We start from the raw sequence: 19,037 nt of genomic DNA, 5'->3' as shown, positions 1-19,037 counted from the left end.
GGCCCTGGAGGTGCTCTACGCCACCGGCAGGCCCCTGTCGGCCCAGCAGGGCCAGGCCCCTCCCCCCTGGCGGGTGCTGGAGCTGGGCCTGGATCCGGCCGATCTGCACCAGCGCATCCGGCGCCGCACCGCCGCCCTGTACACCGACGGTCTGGTGGAGGAGACGGCGCTGCTGATTGAGCGCTTCGGCGCCGATTGCCCCCTGCTGGACACGATCGGTTACGGCGAAGCCGCCCGGCTGCTGCGGGGTGAACTGGAGGCCGAGGCCGCCGTCGCCCTGACGGAGCGGCGCACCCGGCAGTACGCCAAGCGCCAGCGCACCTGGTTCCGGCGCCAGCACCGGCCCCTCTGGCTCACGGACGCCGCCGCGGCCCAAGCTTCGGAGGCGGATGTGCTTCAGCGTGCGCTGGGGGCGACCACGGGCGGTTTATGGTGAAGGACTAACCGCCCCCTTGAATGCCTCCCCGTCCCCGTTTTGATCGCCGTGCTCCCGTGCGGGAGCTGCCCAACATCAACGACCGCATCAGCTACCCCAACCTTCGTGTGGTGGATGCGGACGGCAGTCAACTGGGAGTCATCACCCGAGAGGCGGCCCTCGATGTCGCCCGCGACCGGGAGCTGGATCTGGTCCTGGTGAGCGAGAAGGCCGATCCGCCGGTCTGCCGGATCATGGATTACGGCAAGTACAAGTTTGAGCAGGAGAAAAAGGCCAAGGAGGCCAAGAAGAAGTCGCACCAGACCGAAGTCAAGGAGGTGAAGATGCGCTACAAGATCGACCTTCACGACTATCAGGTCCGCATCGGTCAGGCGGTGCGCTTCCTCAAGTCCGGCGACAAGGTGAAGTGCACGGTGATCTTCCGGGGCCGGGAGATCCAGCACACGGCCCTGGCCGAGCAGCTGCTTTACCGCATGGCCAAGGACCTCGAGGAGAACGCCGAGATCCAGCAGCCCCCCAAGCGGGAAGGCCGCAACATGATCATGTTCCTGAGCCCGCGCAAGCAGGCGGCCGGAAAGCCGGCGACCGCCGCGGCCGGCTGATCACCTGTCCGGCCCCAACTGACGCTCGAACGTCTCCAGCAGCAGCGACCAGCCGGCCGCCGCCGCAGCGGGGTGATGGTCAGAGCGGGCCGTGCACATGAAGCCGTGGCCCCCCTCCAGCACCACCAGCCGGTGGAGCCGCGGGGCGGCATTGGCCGCGGCCAGGGCCGTTTCAATCGCCGCCACGTCAGACGACGGGATCAGGGGATCCTCCCGGCCGCAGATGCACAGCAGGGTGCCGCCAATGGTCGGCACCAGCTCCAGGCTGGGGGGACCACCGCCGGGGCGGCCCGCCGCCACGCCGGCGCCGTGGAAATCCACCGTGGCGGCCACCGCCGGCAGGCTGGCCGCGAGCAGGGCGACGTGGCCGCCGAAACAGAAGCCCACGCAGCCCAGGCCTGGGGCCGCGGCCGTGGGGGGCAACTGCTGCTGGAGCCAGTCGGCGGCCAGGCCCACATCGGCGAGCAGCTGGTCGGTGCGGGTGCGCTCCTTGTGGCTGCGCCCCAGGGCCAGGTCATCGGGGCCGTAGCCCAGCTCCAGATCGGGGGCGGTGCGGGCGAACAGGGGCACCGCCAGCGCCGCGTACCCCGCCGCCGCCAGCCGCTCCGTCACGCCCCGGATCCAGCCGTTGAGGCCGAACACCTCCGGCAGCACCAGCACCCCGGCCCGGGGCGGCCCGTCGGCGGGCCGGGCCCACCAGCAGCGCAGGGGAACCTGCCCCGGCCCCAGGGGGTCGAGGGTCTGCCAGGAGGCCTCGCAGGTGGAGAGGGACAAACCGGCACAGGGCAACCGGCACATGGTCGTATGCCAACGGGGGAATTGTCACGGGGGCCAAAGCTCCTTAGGGTGGCGGCCAAGGACCCCTTGGCCACACCGGCGTGCGTTTTCACATTCAGCAGGAGAGCGACATCCCGGCGTCGACCCAGCTGTACAACCAGATCTGCTTCGCCATCGCCGCCCGGCACTACCCACCGGGCCACCGGCTGCCGAGCACGCGCCAGCTGGCCATGCAGACCGGCCTGCACCGCAACACGATCAGCAAGGTCTACCGCCAGCTCGAGACCGACGGCGTGGTGGAGGCGATGGCCGGGTCGGGGATCTATGTGCGCGACCAGCAGAACCCGCGCGAGATCAAGCCGCCGCCGGGCCTGCGCAGCAAGGCCCTCCCCGACATCGACCGGGAGGTGCGCCAGAGCGTCGATGGCCTGCTCAACGCCGGCTGCACCCTGCAGCAGGCGCGGGAGCTGCTCACCCGCGAGATCGACTGGCGGCTGCGCTGCGGCGCCCGGGTGCTGGTGAGCACCTCCCGCGAGGACATCGGCGCCTCGATCCTGATCGCCGAGGAGCTCAAGCCCAGCCTGGAGGTGCCCGTCGAGGTGGTGCCGATCGAGGAGCTGGAGTCGGTGCTGGAGACCTCCAGCAAGGGCACGGTGGTCACCAGCCGCTACTTCCTGCAGGAGGTGGAGCAGATCGCCAAGGTGCACGGGGTGCGGGCCGTGCCGGTCGACCTCAACGACTTCGGCCACGAACTGGGCATGCTCAAGGAGCTGCGCCCCGGCAGCTGCGTGGGCCTGGTGAGCATCAGCCCGGGGATCCTGCGGGCCGCCGAGGTGATCCTGCACAGCATGCGGGGCAACGAGCTGCTGGTGATGACGGCCAACCCCGACACCAGCAGCCGTCTGCTGGCCCTGCTGCGGGCCTCCAGCCACGTGATCTGCGACAAGCCCAGCCTGCCCCTGGTGGAGCAGACCCTGCGCCAGAACCGAGCCCAGCTGATGCGCCTGCCCATGGTGCACTGTGCGCAGAGCTACCTTGGCAGCGCCACCATTGACCAACTGCGCAAGGAGATCGGCCTCCTGGCGGCCTGACGGCGGGAATCCATGCTCGATGCACTCCGGGCCGACCTGGCCATCATCCGGCAAAGGGATCCCGCCGCCCGGGGCACCCTGGAGATCCTCCTCTGCTACCCGGGCTTCCACGCCCTTGAGCTGCACCGGGTCAGCCACCGCCTCTGGCGTCTGGGGCTTCCCCTGCTGCCGCGGATGCTGAGCCAGCTGGGCCGGCTGCTCACCGGCGTGGAGATCCACCCGGGGGCCCGGATCGGCCGTGGGGTGTTCATCGACCACGGCATGGGCGTGGTCATCGGCGAGACCAGCGTCATCGGCGACAACTGCCTGCTCTACCAGGGGGTGACCCTCGGGGGCACGGGCAAGGAGCACGGCAAGCGCCACCCCACCCTGATGGACAACGTGGTGGTGGGGGCAGGGGCCAAGGTGCTCGGCGCGATCACCGTGGGCACCAACACCCGCATCGGCGCCGGCTCGGTGCTGCTGCGCAACGTGGGGGCCGACAGCACCGTGGTGGGCATTCCGGGTCGGGTGATCCACCAGGCCGGTGCCCGCATCGATCCCCTGGCCCACTCCGCCCTGCCGGATGCGGAGGCCTCGGTGATCCGCAACCTGATGGAGCGGATCGACAGCCTGGAGAACGACGTCAACCGGTTGCAGGCCTGCCTGCAGGAGGTGGCCGCCGGCAGGCCCCTGAAGGAGCCCTGCAGCGGCACGGCCCAGAACCTGCGCGACCGGGAGATCCTCGAGTTCCTGGGTGACAACCCAGAGATCCAGAACTGAAGCCGCGGAGCGCCTTCAGAACACGGCCACTTTGACGTCGGTTTGGGAGAAGTCGTCGCCCTTGAACAACAGGGGCCGATCCACAGCCATGGCCAGGCCGTAGCTGAAGCAATCCCCGAAGTTCAGGCCTGCTCGGTGGCGACCCTTGCCGTAGGACTGCCAACCGTGCAAGGCCCAGCGCAGATGGTTCGCATCAAAGCAGAGGTGTCCACCACCATCACACCGGCAACCCCTGATCGTCATAGAGCTCGTCCTGCAACTCCTTGCTGGTCACGCCCTCCGGCCACGGAATCTGGCGAAATCGCTGCAACAGTTCCTGAAGCCGGGCATGCCGAGCCGCGACCGCACTGGCCATCTCTTCCTCCCCGTGCTGGCTGCGCTCAAGCTCGGCGCTGAGGGCTTGTCGCACCGCGTTGGTCACGGTGGTGGACCGGCGGGCAGCCAACTCGCGTGCCATGGCATGCACCTCAGGATCCTTGATGTTCATGCCCATGGCGCCGCCAGGGTAGAAGAGATAGAAATTCTACCCTTGCTGACCTTCAGGCCGTGACGGCCTGCGGCACCTGGGGCTGGAACATGAACATCGAATAGATCACGTTGCGGCGCATCTGGGTCATCATCTCCAGGAACATGTCGTAGCCCTCGTTCTTGTATTCGATCAGGGGATCCTTCTGGCCGTAGCCCCGCAGGCCCACCGATTCCCGCAGGGCCTCCATGGCCTGCAGGTGCTCGCGCCAGAGGGTGTCGATCTGCTGAAGGATGAAGAAGCGCTCCGCCTCCCGCATCAGGCCCGGCCGCATCTGCTCGATCTGCCCCTCCTTGATGTCGTAGGCATTGCGCATCTGCTCCTGCAGGAAGGCCTTGAGCTCCTCCATCGAAAGGCCGCTCACCTGGTCGGGGGACAGATCCGCCAGCAGGTAGATGAACTCCTTGACCTTCTCCACCAGGCGGGTGAGATCCCACTCCTCGGGCGGCAGATCCGGGTTCACGTAGGCCTCGACGATGTCGTCGATGGTGCGCTCGCCGTAGCCGATCACCTGCTGCTTGAGCTCCCTTCCCTCCAGCACCCGACGCCGCTCGGTGTACACCGCCTTGCGCTGGTTGTTCATCACCTCGTCGTACTCGAACACCTGCTTGCGCATGTCGTAGTAGTACGTCTCCACCTTCTTCTGGGCCCCCTCCAGGGAGCGGGTGAGCATGCCCGATTCGATCGGCATGTCCTCCTCGACCCGGAAGGCGTTCATCAGGCCCGCCACCCGGTCGCCGCCGAAGATGCGCAGCAGGTTGTCCTCCAGGGAGAGGAAGAAGCGGGTGCTGCCCGGGTCACCCTGGCGGCCGGCCCGACCCCGCAGCTGGTTGTCGACGCGACGCGATTCGTGGCGTTCAGTGCCGATCACGTGCAGGCCACCGGCGGTGCGGACCTGGGCCTCCTCCTGCTTCACCACCACGTCGTACTCGGCCCGCACCTGGGCGATCAGTTCCCGCAGCCGCTGGATCTGGGGATCGTCGGTGGGGGCCTTCTCGGCCGCCTGGGCGATGCGGTCCTCGAGCTCCAGCACTGTCAGGGTGCGGTCGCCCCAGGCGGCCACCAGCTCGCGGGAGAAGCCGGAGAGGGCCTTTTCCGTGTCTTCGGAGAGGCTGCAGGGATAGAGATTGCCGATGGCCCGGGCCTCACTGGCCGGCCTGGAGCTGGGGGCGACGGCGCCGCCAAAGCCGGCGGGGGCCTCGGTGGAGCGCTGCAGGGGCACAGGGGGACGGTGCCCCTCCTCAGGACGCACCAGCCGCGGCAGCAGCACTTCCCGCAGCTTGAGGCGGGCCATGTAGTCGCTGTTGCCCCCCAGGATGATGTCGGTGCCGCGGCCGGCCATGTTGGTGGCGATGGTGACGGCACCGGCCCGGCCCGCCTGAGCGACGATCTCGGCTTCCCGCTCCACGTTCTCCGGCTTGGCGTTGAGGAGGTTGTGGGGGATGTCCTGCTCCTGGAGCAGGGTGGAGAGATGTTCCGACTTCTCAACGCTGGTGGTGCCAACCAGCACGGGACGGCCGCTCTTGTGCACCTGGGCGGTCTCGGCGGCCACGGCCTGCCATTTGGCCGTCTCGGTCTTGTAGACCTGATCGGGCCAGTCGGCGCGGGAGCGGACCCGGTTGGTAGGCACCACGGCCACTTCCAGCTTGTAGGTCTTCTCGAACTCGACTTCCTCGGTCTTGGCGGTGCCGGTCATGCCGGCCAGGCGGGGGTAGAGCAGGAAGAAGTTCTGGTAGGTGATGCTGGCCAGCGTCTGGGTCTCGGGCTGGATCGGCAGGGCCTCCTTGGCCTCGATCGCCTGGTGCAGGCCGTCGCTCCAGCGGCGCCCGGGCATCACCCGGCCGGTGAACTCGTCGACAATCACCGCCTCGGCGTCGCGCACGATGTAGTTGACGTCCTTGACGAACAGTTCCTTGGCCTTGAGGGCGTTGTTGATGAAGTGGGCCCAGGGATCCTGGGGGTTGAAGAGGTCCTGGACGCCGAGCAGCTGTTCGGCCTTCTGGTAGCCCTCGTCGGTGAGGGTGACGTTGCGCTGCTTCTCATCGACCTCGTAGTCGCCCTCGGGATCGATGCCGTCCTTGCCCATCTCGGCGGCGCGCTCCAGCTCCGCGGCGATCCGGGCCGCCTGCATGTACTTCTCCTGGGGCCGCTCGATCTGGCCGGAGATGATCAGGGGGGTGCGGGCCTCGTCAACGAGGATCGAATCCACCTCGTCGATGATGCAGTACTGGAACTCGCGCTGCACCACCTCGGCGATGTCACTCGCCATGTTGTCGCGCAGGTAGTCGAAGCCCAGCTCGGAGTTGGTGGCGTAGGTGATGTCGCAGTCGTAGTTGCGGCGCCGCTCCGGCGGGCTCATGTCCTGCTGGATCAGGCCGACGCTCAGCCCCAGGAAGCGGTGGATCTGGCCCATCCACTCGGCATCGCGGCGCGCCAGGTAGTCGTTGACCGTGACCACGTGGACCCCGCGGCCGGTGAGGGCGTTGAGGTAGGCCGGCAGGGTGGCCACCAGGGTCTTGCCCTCGCCGGTCTTCATCTCGGCGATCTGGCCGTTGTGCAGCACCATGCCGCCGATCAGCTGCACGTCGAAGTGGCGCATGCCCAGCACCCGCTTGCCGGCCTCCCGCACCACGGCGAAGGCCTGGGGCAGCAGCTCATCGAGCAGGGCCTTGCGCCGGGCCGCCGTCTCGGGCTTCTCCAGCTTCTGGCGGAACTCGGCCGTCAGGCCCCTCAGCTCCTCGTCACTGAGGGGCTCGATCTCCTCCTCCAGCAGATTGATGTCGGACACCAACGGCTGGTAACGCTTCAGCTTGCGGGCATTGGGATCACCCAGCAGCAGCTTGAGCATGGAAAGGACCTGTCCGTAGTTGCTTACCCTACCATCGCAAAACCATGGCCGAGAGCGAAGAATCGTGCTGCTGCAAGGGTTCTCGGCGTCTCCTTCGCCGGAGATCCGCACCTGGGCGGCCCACGGAGCAGGATTCGCAGCTGATGCGCCCCACCCCGGTCCGTTGAGCAGAGCCGCCCCCAGGCCCGAGCCCCCCTCCGTTGGCCCGATCCGGCTGGTCCGCCACGGCCGGCTGCGCCTGCGCCTGCGCTGGCGGCTGGCGGCCCTCGGCGACCTGCTCGATGGCCACAGCTTCTGGGCCACCGGACGCCGACCCTGGCAGCTGGGGCGGATGCTCAGCGGCAGCCAGGTGGTGGTGAGCGCCTGGCAAGCGGGCACCTTGGTGGGCTTCGGCCGTGCCACGAGTGACGGGGTGTTCCGCGCCGTGCTCTGGGACGTGGTGGTGGCCGAGGACCAACAGGGCCGGGGGGTGGGCCGGCGGATCGTCGAGACGCTGCTGGCCAGCCAGCAGGTAGCGGCGGCCGAGCGGGTCTACCTGATGACCACCACGGGGGAGGGCTTCTACGAGAAGCTGGGTTTCAGCCGGGTGGACAGCCAGCGGCTGATGCTGAGACAGCGGTAGGGGGGAAGGTAAGTGAACCCTATCGCTTGAGCGTGGGCGATCCTCCAGGCCACGGCAAAGACGCAGTGCGGCAGGTCGAGAGGCGGCCTGGAGGAAGACAGCGGAGGTGTAACTTGGGGACGCCGTCGTCAGTGCGAGAGCGTCGAGGAAGGTCAGGATGGATGGGCAGACCAGTACGGCAAGGATCGATGCCCTCCGACGGAAACCACGAACCCTTCTTCACCATGACAGCCTAGTGATGCTGGAGACCGGACAAGAGCAGGAGACTTCATGGTGAAGATCCGTTTTCCCGCTTCCATCTGGCAGCATCGCGAACTCATCTGGAGACTCAGTGAACGGGAGATCAAGGGTCGCTACAGAGGTTCCATCCTGGGGTTGAGCTGGAGCTTCGTGCAGCCCCTCACCATGCTGGCCGTCTATACACTCGTCTTTTCCCAGGTGTTCAAGGCGCGTTGGGGTACGGGAGACGATCTTGGCCCCCTGGCCTTCGCCGTCAACCTGTTTGCCGGCCTGATCGTCTTCAATCTGTTCTCTGAATGCCTGAACCGAGCACCCGGGCTGGTATTGGCAAACCCAAACTACGTCAAAAAGGTTGTGTTTCCGTTGGAAGTTCTCGCACCCGTCGCCGCCGCGACCGCAGGCTTTCACGCCCTCACCAGCTTGCTGGTGCTGGTCATCTTTGAAATCGCAGCCTACGGCCGGATTCCCCTGAGCTTCCTGTGGCTACCAGTCGTGTGGACACCCTTTCTGCTGGGCACCTTGGCCATCACCTGGATTCTCTCGGCCCTTGGCGTCTTCGTGAGAGACATTGGCCAGCTTGTCGGCGTGGCTGTGAGCATGCTGATGTTTCTCAGTCCGATCTTCTTTCCGTTGTCAGCAATGCCGGCGCGCTGGCTGCCCATCCTGGGCTTGAATCCATTGGCGCATGTCATTGAAGAGACGCGGGCGGTCACCGTTCTCGGCCATGCGCCAAGCATGACCTACGTTCTGGCTGGCATAACAGCCACCCTGGTCATCTGCGAAATCTGCTATCGAGCCTTCCAGAGAGCCAAGCCCGCGTTCGCCGATGTCATCTGACGTGACACCTCCGAAGGCCAGCACCCACAATGATCACCATCCGATCATCGTCAGCGACCTTGGCAAGTGCTATCAGATCTATGCCAAACCGACGGACAGACTCAAACAAGCACTTTGGCGCGGTCGTCGCAACTACTATCGCGAGTTCTGGGCTCTACGAAATGTCAACCTAGAGGTCAGGAGGGGTGAGACCCTCGCCATCATCGGCAGGAATGGGAGTGGGAAAAGCACACTGCTACAGATGATTTGCGGCACACTGGCACCCACAGAAGGGAGCATCCGAACAAGCGGCACCATTGCCGCACTTCTGGAGTTGGGTAGTGGCTTCAACCCGGAGTTCACTGGTATCGAGAATGTTTTTCTCAATGCCTCCTTGCTGGGGCTAACACAGGAGCAAACCAGTGCAAGACTCGATGACATTCAAGCCTTTGCCGACATCGGAGATTTTGTCCACCAGCCGGTAAAGACCTACTCCAGCGGCATGCTCGTCAGGCTGGCCTTCGCGGTGGTCGCCCATGTGGATCCATCCGTACTGATCGTCGACGAAGCACTCAGCGTTGGGGATGCCGTGTTTGGCCAGCGTTGCATGCGGTTTATCCGCCGTTTCACCGAGAAAGGAACACTCCTGTTTGTCAGCCATGATCTCAATGCTGTCTCCAGTCTCTGTGAACGAGCCATCTGGATTGACTCTGGTCGTGTCCAGATGGATGCCGATACTGCGCCCATCATCACGGCCTACACGAGAAGCTGCCATGAAGCCTCCAATGCCGAGATTGACTTGGCAGACAGGCTCACAGATGTGCATTCGTTTGCTCATGGCGCGAGCAGTGAAAACGCAAGTTCTGGGCTAACAACGGAGCATAAAAGCAAGACCATCATCATTCAGAGGGACGGCGCCAGCACTCAAGGAAGTGATCCTGGTGAAGATATACAGGCAGGCATGGCGGACTGGGATGCCGAAAGAGACTATGGGGATGGCAGGGCAACCATCATCAATGTAGTGATGCGCGACAAGAATGGAGTCATCACCACAACCCCGAAATGTGGCGAGTCAATAAAGCTGGAAATCTCGGTTCGGTCCAACGCCTTTGTCGAGAGGTTCCTCGTAGGATTTTTCGTTAGAGATCGGACAGGGCAGATTGTCTTCGCAGAAAGTACGGCTGACCGAGAGTCCCTTGCCGTAGAAGGCAATAAGATAGTCGCCGTTTCCTTTGAGTTCGTGATGCCATTTCTTCGGGCAGAGAGCTATAGCCTCTCCACAGCTGTCAGCAACGGTGAAATGGCAGGTTACAAAGTTCTGCATTTCAAGCCAGACACTCTATTCTTCCAGCCAATGCTTGGCCGTGTCCAGGTTAGTGGTGTGTTTGCACTCACAAAGGTGGGCATTGAGCTGGACGTCCAAGACAATCAGTAGAATGAGCCAGGAGAACACATGACCGCTCGTCATGACGCTATCCCAGCGCACCCGATGAAGGTCTCCGCCAGTGGGAGCAGCGGTGAGCCGGCGAACAGGCCGCTTATCTCTTACATCACAGTCAGCTACAACTCCGCCGAGAGCATAGAGAAGACCATCACAAGCATCGCCGGCTGCAAACCCCTCTTTGCTTGCGAGCACATCATCATAGATGGCAATTCCAACGACGGTACGGAACAGATCTTGAGCCGACACTCACCAGCCATTGATCAACTGGTCAGGGAAGCTGATGATGGTATCTATGATGCAATGAACAAAGGAATACGGCTTGCAAGGGGCGACTACATCTGTTTTGTGAATGCCGATGACCGAATCATCCCCAAAGGCGCCTACAAGATCGCGAAGATGTTGGCTGGGAGCCTTCGTCGACGCGAGATCGTGGCTTCAGCCGCGCTCGCGGTTGAAGCCAAGACCGAGACTCTCTGGGTACCTTCAGCACCGGACAGCTTTCTGGTCTTTCGATGCCCAAATCTGTGTCACAATGGCATCTATGCTCACCGCTCAGTCTTCCAGAGAGTCGGAGGTTTTGACTCGAGCCTTCAGATCGCAGCTGACTCTGATTGGATCATTCGAGCCATCAGAGGTGGAGCCAGACTGAAGACCGTTAGCACTCCAACGGTGTACTATTCGATCGGCGGGATGTCTAGCGACCTCAGCACTCACGCGAACGAAATGCTGCGGATTGCCGAAAAGGCCTATCCCTTACTCCAGCCAGAGATCATCAAGTCTCTGTTCTACCACCTTTTTGCCTGGCAAGAACGTCGGTTCTTGTTCACTGAACACCCCTCCCATGACTTGGCGGATGCCATTAAGGAGGCGAATGGCTTCTACCCTGAGCTTTCCTACTGGAGATTTCATTTTAACAGGATCAATCGGAGCCTGGCTGCCAAAGCATACGGCAAGCTGAAGTTCTCGATTTGGCCAGGAGATCAATGAAATGAAGATTGCCTATTGCGACCATTCATATCATCAAAAGACCAGGTCTACGCTCTTTCTGCCGGAGCTGCTCCTGCAAAGCGGACACACGGTGGACTATTTCTGGGATTCTGGCTGGGAAGGGGGTTCCCGTGTCGGGTTCAAGGAGCTCGAAAGATATGATGCCGTTGTCATCTTTCAGGCCATTCCCCATGGGCTGCCCGACTGCGTAGCAAAGTTTCATCCCAACGTGACGCTTATCCCAATGCTGGATCAGTTTGGGATTGCCAAAGGACCCCTATTTGACTTGAGCCGACTTTGGAGACCCTTCCATGGCTCCAAGGTCCTGAGCTTCTCCTCAGCCATTCATGCGATCGCGACCAGCAATGGAATTGCATCGATGCACTGTCAATACATGCCTCCGAGCACGGGTCGCAGTTTAAGAGTCCATCGGCACGATGCTAAAGACAGCCTTCGTGTCTTCTTCTGGGCAAGACGACCATCGGAGATCTCGATCGACATGGTTGGCAGGCTGTTGTGCGATCATCAGACCAATCTGAGCCTCCATGTCCACCTGTCCGCCGATCCTGGAGAGGTTGAAACAAGCGATGAGGATGTCCGCTCAACGTTTCCCGAGTGCCAGTCATTGACGATCAGCCGCTGGTTTGAAAGCAAGGAGGAGATCATGCGCATTATCCACGATTGCGACGTCTACATTGCCCCAAGACTGGAAGAAGGCATTGGCCAGTCCTTTCTTGAGGCACTCTCGGGAGGACTGTGTGTCGTGGCTCCAAACAATGGAACCATGAATGAATATCTTGTTGATGGTGTCAACGGGATGCTTTACAACCCTTGTGAGCCCAAGCCATTGCTGTTGACGAACATTGGAAGGATTCGCGAAAATGCGCATCAAACCGCAGAGCAGCTGGTCAAGAACTGGGAAAGCGATACAGGCCGGGTTGTGGAGTTCATCTGTAAACCCTCTTCAACATGCTATGAAGAGCAACACATCTACCATGGAATCCAGAAGGAAACCTCGGGTGCAGTCCCCTTTCAGCTCAAGCGGCAACTGAAACGTTTCCTTCAGAAGGTTCGCAGGTAATGCACCCCATAGCATTCAATAGCGACGGTCAGACAGGCTGCCATACCTTTTACACAAGAGTTTCATCATACATCCTCTGCACAATTTCAGCCAACGTCACTTCGGCCTGCCAGCTTAGATCCACAGCGATGAGGCTGGGATCCATCGCCGAGTACTTCAGATCACTGGGTCTGAGGAAATTGGCATCACTGATGAGATTCGTCCCGGGCTCAAGGTCTGCCGCCACAAAGGCCAGGCGGACAAACTCACGCAGAGAATTCGTCTGCCCGGACGCGATCAGATAATCCTTCGCTACCGGCGCCTGCAACATTTTGTGCATCGCGACGACATATTCAGGAGCCCAGCCCCAGTCACGCCAGATATCGAGATTTCCAAGCCGTAACCCTTGGGTCTCGCCGCGCTTGATACTACGGACTCCTTCAATGATCTTCTGGGTCACAAACCGATGGGGACGGAGGGGGGACTCATGGTTGGCCAGAATACCGGTGCAGCAGAAAATGCCATAGGCCTCGCGATAATTCGCGACCTGCCAGTAGGCCGTGCTCTTGGCTACGGCGTAGGGACTGCGTGGATGGAAAGCGGTCGCCTCGGTGGCGGGTTGCTTCTGCGTATCGCCAAAACATTCCGAACTGCCGGCACTGAACATGCGGGTAGGGGCACCGAGGTATCGCAGAACCTCGAGGAAGTTCAGCGTGCCGCTGGCGATCGATTCCATGCATTCGACCGGCTGTTCGAAGGAAAGTCCAACACTTGTCTGCCCAGCCAGGTTGTACAGCTCAGCCGGCTCAATGGACGAGAGGGCCTTCAGGACACTGCGGAAGTCATTCGGCGCGAGCGAGATGAGCTCCACGTCCTCGCGGATGCCAAGCCTGCTCAGACGACTGGTATCACTGCTCTGGGCATCCCGACTGCTGCCAACCACGCGGTACCCGGCATGGAGGAGATGGCGTGCCAGATAGGCGCCATCCTGACCCGTGATGCCGGCGATGAGGGCAGTTCGTGTCAATGGGAAGAAGTCAGCAGAGGGATTTGTGGCGTGCCGAGCTGATGGCGCTGCGGGCTTAAAAGGCAGGAAGTCTCAAAAAACCAGCGAAGTGCATGCACAGAAAACAGCTCAGGACGGTGGGGACCACCTGAGGGCGCTACATGGGAACCACGCCAAACCGACGGAACAGACGCTGCAACGGCCGATGAGTGTTCAAGTAACGAAAGACCCATGGATAAGCTTTCATTCTGAATGTACTGCGGCCAACCCGAACCGATTCCAGAGCAACTCCCAGAACACGGTCGTCGCCGGCGATCTGAAATCCCGGGGCGGAGAAGCGCAGTGTCAACGTCCTGCAACCCCCCAGAGGCGGAAGCCGAACGACACGATCCCATGGGCTTCCCCCAACTACAGAGCCACCGAGGATATGGATGTCGTTGGCAAAGACATCCAGTCGGCTTCCCCCCTCCGGGGCAATATCCCAGGTCAGTACCCTCAGCCACAGCGGCGGCTTCGCTGGATCAATACGTAGGGACAAAGTGGCCGTATCCGCTGTCCAGCGCAGGGGTCGGCCGTTGAGACCCTCCAACAACCCGAGGCCCTCCGAGTGGATCCAGTAGTAACTGCTTGCACCGACCTCAACAACGCGGCCGCGCACCGTAGGAGTTCCGCGTGGCAGCAGGAAAGACCAGGAACGAAAACGCCTGGGCAAGGCCTTTGCTGAGGCGGCCTGCTCAATGAGCGAAGGCCATGCAGATCGCGTTCTGGTGAGGTTGCGGGTACGTATCTCGTCCATGAGGCGCGACAAGGCTACGAGCTCCTGAGGGGAATCAAGCAGAGAGGCGGCCAGTTCAGCAGCACCTTGGGGATCATCAAGGGTGAAAAGGGGAATCCCATCAGCACCTGGGACCCCACTCAACGACTCAGCTGTGGCCAGCAGGGGCGTGGCATGGGCGAGCGCCTGGAGAATCTTGATCTTTGATCCAAAGCTATTCTCGATCGGCGCAATGAAAAGTCCGCATGAGGTAAATCGACGAAGCACCTCATCGGCGGTGGACCGTCCGAGAAGGTCAACATTGGGCTGCAGCCACGCCTGTGGAACGTCGGCCGAATCGGCCCCGATGATGGCGAGACGCACCCAGGGAGCGCAGGAGGCAAGAGCAGGGGCTAGGGACTGGCACAACCACTGCACGGCAGAATAGTTTGGGTAGTGGGAAATGTCACCAACGAAGAAGATGCTGGCACCGCCACCATGCCGCCACTTCCTGGCATGCTCCTGGAGTATGGGCTCAATCACACTGGTTCGAGAAGCCTGAAGACGGTTGCGCGGGATGTCCGGCGAGCTCAACACGACGATGTAGTCGGACTTGGACAGAACCTCGCTTTCGAAGCGGCCAAGGCGCCATTCCGCCAATAGGCTATCGCTGGCCATGGCCGGCAAACGGCCAAGCCTTCGTTGATCACTGTAGAATTCCTGCTCGCGATTCGAGGTGATCGTTACAATCGGCACACCGCAATGGAATGCGGAGGGCATAAAGAGTGCCGTGAACAGATACTCGATTACAATAACATCAGGCCGAATATCTTCTGCAATCTCACGAAAACGTTGGTCAACGAGCCAGTTTTCAGCAGCCTGTCGCTCGAGGCTGAAGGGATGCCTGCTGATCGTAGGCATCCCGGGAAATACCTCTCCTGGTGGCTGGAGATCCAGGGGATGGAACACCGCACCAACCGAAGTGGAAAAGTCCCGTCCTTCGCCCTGTCGTCGTGCATCCTGGGCAAAGACGTGGGTTTCAGTGTGCTCCGTGGCGGCGAGGCTGCGTAGATGCTCGCAGAACACAATGCCGCCACCAAGTGATCGATCCAACGGCCCCATGGCGACAATAAGGATCACCCGGTGGCTGCGCCCGGACTTTGGTGCTATCGAACTGGCTGGTTCAGCCTGACCATCAGCCATCGCCTTCGCTGAAAACAACTGAGGTGTGTCCTCCATTCCATGCATGGGCGAAAGCTCCTCAGCTGGATGACATATTACAACATGGCCAAGTTCGCCATTGCCAGCATCGGCAATCGACGTAGAAGCGCCATGGGCCCTCAGCGCGGCCAGCTCGCCAAGCGGCGATTCAGGCTCCAGCTCATCATGGCGCTAGGCGTAGGGGACATTGGCAGGTACATGGAAAAGCGCAAAGAGATGGGCGCTCTTCTCAGGAACCCAAAAGTCACTGATGCTATCAGAATAGGCAAGAGATAGCGATGCTGCTGCAGCACGTCTTGCCAGCGGTTCATCATACGAGAGTTGGCGAAGAACTCGCCTCACTCAATCACAATGATCTGAGGACCGTGGCGCATCATTTCACTGCCACGATGGTGACATGCTCGGCATCGGTCTTAAAACACTGAATATGACGACCGGGCGAAAGCTTGACGAGAATGGCTGGCAGGGTTGAAAGACGAACCTTCTACTGCTTGATCTCCCCAGCACACTCATCCACCAGGTCGGGCACTGAATTGAAGACAGAAGATGGAGCTGGGTTGCCTGAATGCACCCGGATAGTCGTCTCACCATCACATTCGGCGTCGGCAAGTATGCGGTTGATGTCGCGGAGGCGGTCGGCTCGGAGCGGGATGGGCCTTCACCTGGTTCGACCTTATGGGGATCAACGCAGCAAGCTATAGGATCATGATTCCACCTGTGGCGGGCTTGCCGTAGCGGATGCTCCACGTTGAAATCGCAAATCGCTTCTCAAGCCCGGGCCGTCGCGCATCGTAGAGCGCACGATTCGATCACTGATAACATCGACAGCGCGTGAAAGAGCCTTGCCACTCGATCAGAAGGAGGCATCGCCAAGGCTCGCACAAGTCTGCCGGGCTGATGGAAGCGGGACTCAGGTGAAGGACCATCCTGGATCAACCCATGCAGCCGAAGCGTCCAAGTTGTTTAGTACCTCGAGATTATTTCGGATGACAATGGGGCGTGAGGTCGTCAGAGATGTGGTACGACCCAACAGCCCCAGACCTCACACCCCGTGAATACCACCCCAATGCACACCTGACACCGATCGAACGAGAACGCCTGATCCGCCAGCACCTCAATGAGTGCAGGAGCCTCGTTCAGCTGGCTATCAAGATCGTGATCAATGAACGAGCGGCCCGAAAGAGGCTGACGCGATTCCGATGATGCAGTGTGACTGCCATGGCGATGCTGAGGAAGCAACGGCGTGTCAAGCGGCATCCTGAATTGGTGCTTTGGCGACACGAAAACTGGCCCCCTCCCCAATGAACCCACCAAGGCCAGCGCAGAGCCTCAGGTGCTGTCATCTCTGGAACAGAGCTCCAGGGATGCTGCATGGGTGAACCAAGAAGTCGTCCAGGCGCTCCGAGGCCTCAGCACAGCCGGATGGGGCCGGCGGCGGATTGCCAAGGAGTGGGTTGCTTCTTTAAGCCGGCCGCATGTGCAGCCGGCAAGGCGGTTGGGATGTCTTCGGCAAGCCAGGCTGGATCGGCGTGCTCGCTGGTCCATGCGACTGGAGCTGGGAGCGGCTGCTCACCCACAACGGCAATGCTGGGGTAGTGCGCCAGGAGCTGGCCAGCGAGAAAGGAGACGCCGTGTCACTCCGCACTATGCAACGTGCGGTGGAGCGTGCGTGGAGCCCTGGCGGCAGGGGGTGCTGCGGCCTGGCAACGGTGCGGTTTGAAGCGCCGGCGGGCAAGCAGTTGCAGGCGGATATCGGTGAGAGCTAGCCCCGCATGGAGGGTGGAAGGGCCAGGTGGGCTTTGCTTCGGGACGCCAGCCCAGGTGGCGCTATCCCCACCTCCATGCCCTGACGGGGTGATCGCTCGAGGGGAGCCGCCCAAGGAATTGACGCGAGTCACCTGCATAGTTGACACTTGGCACCCCGGCGGGTTTAAATAAATGAGATTAGTTTTAACAATCAAAATATGCCCGCTGAGCATGATGTAGACCGGATTGTGCGAGAGGAGTTTTTCCCTGGCGATGCAACCGGTGTTCTCGTTGAAGTGGGTGCCGCCAGGCCGGATTATTTGTCGATCAGCGCGAGCTTTCGTGAGCTGGGATGGAAGATTATTGCCATCGAACCTAACCCTGAGTTTTGCGCAGCGCATCGCGCGCTTGGCCATGACATTCTTCAATACGCAGCAAGCGATTCCGAGGAGGATGATGCCAGTTTCTTTGTCGTGAATTCAAATGGCGCCGACTACATGGGCGGTGACGTCTCGTTTGAAAGCTTCTCTAGCCTAGGCATCAGAGGAAAGTATAATGAACTCCACGAGACCGTGAAAGAAACAACCGATATCAAGACAATCCCAGTCAAGGTACGCAAGCTTGATACCATCCTTGCTACCCACGAGCCGGATCTGAAAAAGATCGACATACTTGCTATTGACGTTGAGGGATGGGAGCTTAACGTCATGCGCGGGCTGACCTTGAATCGTTACCGCCCCAAAGTCATTATCTTAGAAAGCCTGTTCGAAGACCCCGAATACATATCGTACATGAATGCTCGGGGCTACAAACGTTGGCTCCGACTTGATCCCAACGACGTTTATGTCAGGGAAGAGCCCTTTTGGCGGAATTGGAAGTGGCCTCGACGAGTAGCGAAGCCGGTCTCGTCCCCGCGCCAACGCGTTCACTCCCTTCTGATGCGCCTCGACACGAGCGAGGGAATCCAGAATGGTATAGCAAGCGGCTCCTATGAACCCATACAAACAGAGTGGGCGCGAGAATGCCTCTCTGAAGGAGACCGGTTTGTTGACATTGGGGCTAACTTCGGTTGGTACACAATGCTTGCCTCAAGCATCGTTGGGCCGAATGGGCACATCTTTGCCTTTGAACCGAGCCCCGTTGCGGCAAGCGTCATTGCTGATGCAATTACTGAAAACGCGCTGAAGAATGTAACTTTGGTTCGCGCCGCAGTCGGAGACAGCGTCGGACATGAGCAAATCTACATGCCCGTGAACGATATCGTTCATTCCCCAAGTGTCTTCCAGTCGGACCCCAGTTTTACGCCCTTGCAGGTGCCCTTGGTCACACTGGATGGCTATACGCCCTTGGCGGATGGTCGCCCGATCGATCTCATGAAGATCGATATCGAGGGTTACGAGCCCAACGCCCTGCGGGGCATGCGCAGATTGGCACAAAAGGGAATGATTAAGAACCTCTTTTGCGAGTTCAATTCTGGCTGGCTGAAACGCAACGCCACAACTCCAGTTCAGTTGTTCGACCAAATTTTATCGTACGGCTTTCGAGTGCATCAGAAAACAAGTCTTCAAGTGTATAAGGAAAACAATGGCGATCCCTATGAACTGCAGGACATATGGTTTAAGTGGGGTCATTAATGGGTTTGGTATCTCACCTGGTTTTTCGTGGAAGAAGGCTCAGCGCCGACAGTCACTGAGCACAGTGGTCTTGAAACTGGCGACTAAAGTCCGGTACTTCATTGGATCTGCCCGAGCACCGAAGCGACTCCCCCATGGCGGTCCTTCCCCATCTCGCGCCTTCCGTTCCGGCTGCGCTTGGCCCAAGGACGCAGCTTGTCGGGATGAGTTTACGGAAGCACATATCAGCAAGTAGCCGCTTACATGGATTGGAAAGATTTCCAACGGCCCGCAACAGTTCCATCTGGCCATCTATAGACTTACACGCGGAGAGTTCGCGATTAAGTCTTCAGTTGCCTCATGCCTGTCGCACCAACGATCGCGACGCGACTTCCAACACATATCATGGAGATAGTACAGTTCGTACGAATGACAAGTCGACTTCGCACAAGCCCAATGGCAGGCACTATCCAACAAGCTTCTGAC

Annotated in this window: 15 protein-coding genes and 2 pseudogenes; 11 read left to right on the top strand and 6 right to left on the bottom strand. The window is 60.8% G+C overall.

Annotated elements, in window-relative coordinates; all coding sequences use genetic code 11:
• Both VB737_RS08025 and infC read left to right on the top strand, forming a co-directional pair.
• Positions 1–436 (top strand): annotated as a pseudogene (locus VB737_RS08025) (tRNA (adenosine(37)-N6)-dimethylallyltransferase MiaA); the annotation flags it as partial.
• Positions 437–456: 20 nt separating this feature from the next.
• Positions 457–999: pseudogene (gene infC / locus VB737_RS08020) on the top strand (translation initiation factor IF-3); the annotation flags it as partial.
• A 39-nt stretch (positions 1,000–1,038) separates the two neighbouring features.
• Here the strand turns inward: infC and VB737_RS08015 are convergent.
• A complete protein-coding gene (locus VB737_RS08015; protein ID WP_500312351.1) occupies positions 1,039–1,812 on the bottom strand; it encodes a dienelactone hydrolase family protein in 774 nt (257 codons plus the stop codon).
• A gap of 104 nt (positions 1,813–1,916) precedes the next feature.
• Between VB737_RS08015 and VB737_RS08010 the strand changes: the two genes are divergently transcribed.
• Positions 1,917–2,906, top strand: a complete 990-nt coding sequence (locus VB737_RS08010; protein ID WP_015109798.1) for a GntR family transcriptional regulator — start codon at positions 1,917–1,919, stop codon at positions 2,904–2,906.
• 12 nt (positions 2,907–2,918) lie between these two features.
• Positions 2,919–3,668: a serine O-acetyltransferase gene (cysE, locus tag VB737_RS08005; protein WP_500312350.1), complete on the top strand. Its 750-nt coding sequence runs from the start codon at positions 2,919–2,921 to the stop codon at positions 3,666–3,668.
• A 15-nt stretch (positions 3,669–3,683) separates the two neighbouring features.
• Here the strand turns inward: cysE and VB737_RS08000 are convergent, their stop codons facing one another.
• Genes VB737_RS08000 through secA form a run of 3 tightly spaced genes read right to left on the bottom strand, consistent with a single transcriptional unit; the run spans position 3,684 to position 7,042 of the window.
• Positions 3,684–3,839 carry a type II toxin-antitoxin system VapC family toxin gene (locus VB737_RS08000; protein ID WP_500312349.1) on the bottom strand — a complete coding sequence of 52 codons (156 nt, stop codon included), beginning with the start codon at positions 3,837–3,839 and terminating at the stop codon, positions 3,684–3,686.
• A gap of 46 nt (positions 3,840–3,885) precedes the next feature.
• On the bottom strand, positions 3,886–4,161 hold the full coding sequence (locus tag VB737_RS07995; protein ID WP_500312348.1) for a type II toxin-antitoxin system VapB family antitoxin: 276 nt from the start codon (positions 4,159–4,161) through the stop codon (positions 3,886–3,888).
• A 46-nt stretch (positions 4,162–4,207) separates the two neighbouring features.
• Positions 4,208–7,042 (bottom strand): preprotein translocase subunit SecA, encoded by a 2,835-nt coding sequence (gene secA / locus VB737_RS07990; RefSeq protein ID WP_500312347.1) that lies wholly within the window; start codon positions 7,040–7,042, stop codon positions 4,208–4,210.
• 163 nt (positions 7,043–7,205) lie between these two features.
• Between secA and VB737_RS07985 the strand changes: the two genes are divergently transcribed.
• The 5 genes from VB737_RS07985 to VB737_RS07965 all read left to right on the top strand — a co-directional run bounded on the left by VB737_RS07985 (position 7,206) and on the right by VB737_RS07965 (position 12,232).
• Positions 7,206–7,664 carry a GNAT family N-acetyltransferase gene (locus tag VB737_RS07985; protein WP_500312346.1) on the top strand — a complete coding sequence of 153 codons (459 nt, stop codon included), beginning with the start codon at positions 7,206–7,208 and terminating at the stop codon, positions 7,662–7,664.
• A 270-nt stretch (positions 7,665–7,934) separates the two neighbouring features.
• Positions 7,935–8,741, top strand: coding sequence for an ABC transporter permease (locus VB737_RS07980; RefSeq protein WP_500312345.1), 807 nt, complete (start codon positions 7,935–7,937; stop codon positions 8,739–8,741).
• A 1-nt stretch (position 8,742) separates the two neighbouring features.
• Positions 8,743–10,155, top strand: coding sequence for an ABC transporter ATP-binding protein (locus tag VB737_RS07975; RefSeq protein ID WP_500312344.1), 1,413 nt, complete (start codon positions 8,743–8,745; stop codon positions 10,153–10,155).
• 54 nt (positions 10,156–10,209) lie between these two features.
• Positions 10,210–11,151, top strand: a complete 942-nt coding sequence (locus VB737_RS07970; protein ID WP_500312343.1) for a glycosyltransferase family 2 protein — start codon at positions 10,210–10,212, stop codon at positions 11,149–11,151.
• Between the two features lies 1 nt (position 11,152).
• Entirely contained in the window at positions 11,153–12,232 is a 1,080-nt protein-coding gene (locus VB737_RS07965; RefSeq protein ID WP_500312342.1) for a glycosyltransferase, read from the top strand.
• A 49-nt stretch (positions 12,233–12,281) separates the two neighbouring features.
• On the opposite strand, the gene VB737_RS07960 is transcribed toward VB737_RS07965, so the two are convergent.
• A complete protein-coding gene (locus VB737_RS07960) occupies positions 12,282–13,238 on the bottom strand; it encodes a GDP-mannose 4,6-dehydratase (protein ID WP_500312341.1) in 957 nt (318 codons plus the stop codon).
• A 136-nt stretch (positions 13,239–13,374) separates the two neighbouring features.
• Complete coding sequence (locus VB737_RS07955; protein ID WP_500312340.1) at positions 13,375–15,210, bottom strand: glycosyltransferase; 1,836 nt, start codon at positions 15,208–15,210, stop codon at positions 13,375–13,377.
• 30 nt (positions 15,211–15,240) lie between these two features.
• On the opposite strand from VB737_RS07955, the gene VB737_RS07950 reads away from it, so the two are divergent.
• Together VB737_RS07950 and VB737_RS07945 are read left to right on the top strand one after the other, a co-directional pair.
• The gene (locus VB737_RS07950) at positions 15,241–15,468 is read left to right on the top strand and encodes a hypothetical protein (protein ID WP_500312339.1); all 228 of its coding nucleotides are present in this window, start codon (positions 15,241–15,243) and stop codon (positions 15,466–15,468) included.
• A 1,718-nt stretch (positions 15,469–17,186) separates the two neighbouring features.
• Complete coding sequence (locus VB737_RS07945) at positions 17,187–18,572, top strand: FkbM family methyltransferase (protein WP_500312338.1); 1,386 nt, start codon at positions 17,187–17,189, stop codon at positions 18,570–18,572.
• The last annotated feature ends 465 nt before the right edge of the window (positions 18,573–19,037 follow it).

Source organism: Synechococcus sp. BA-120 BA3, assembly GCF_034931285.1.
Lineage (GTDB): Bacteria > Cyanobacteriota > Cyanobacteriia > PCC-6307 > Cyanobiaceae > Cyanobium.
The sequence above is the reverse complement of the archived record's forward strand: the minus strand, read 5'-3'. Positions and strand labels throughout refer to the sequence as shown.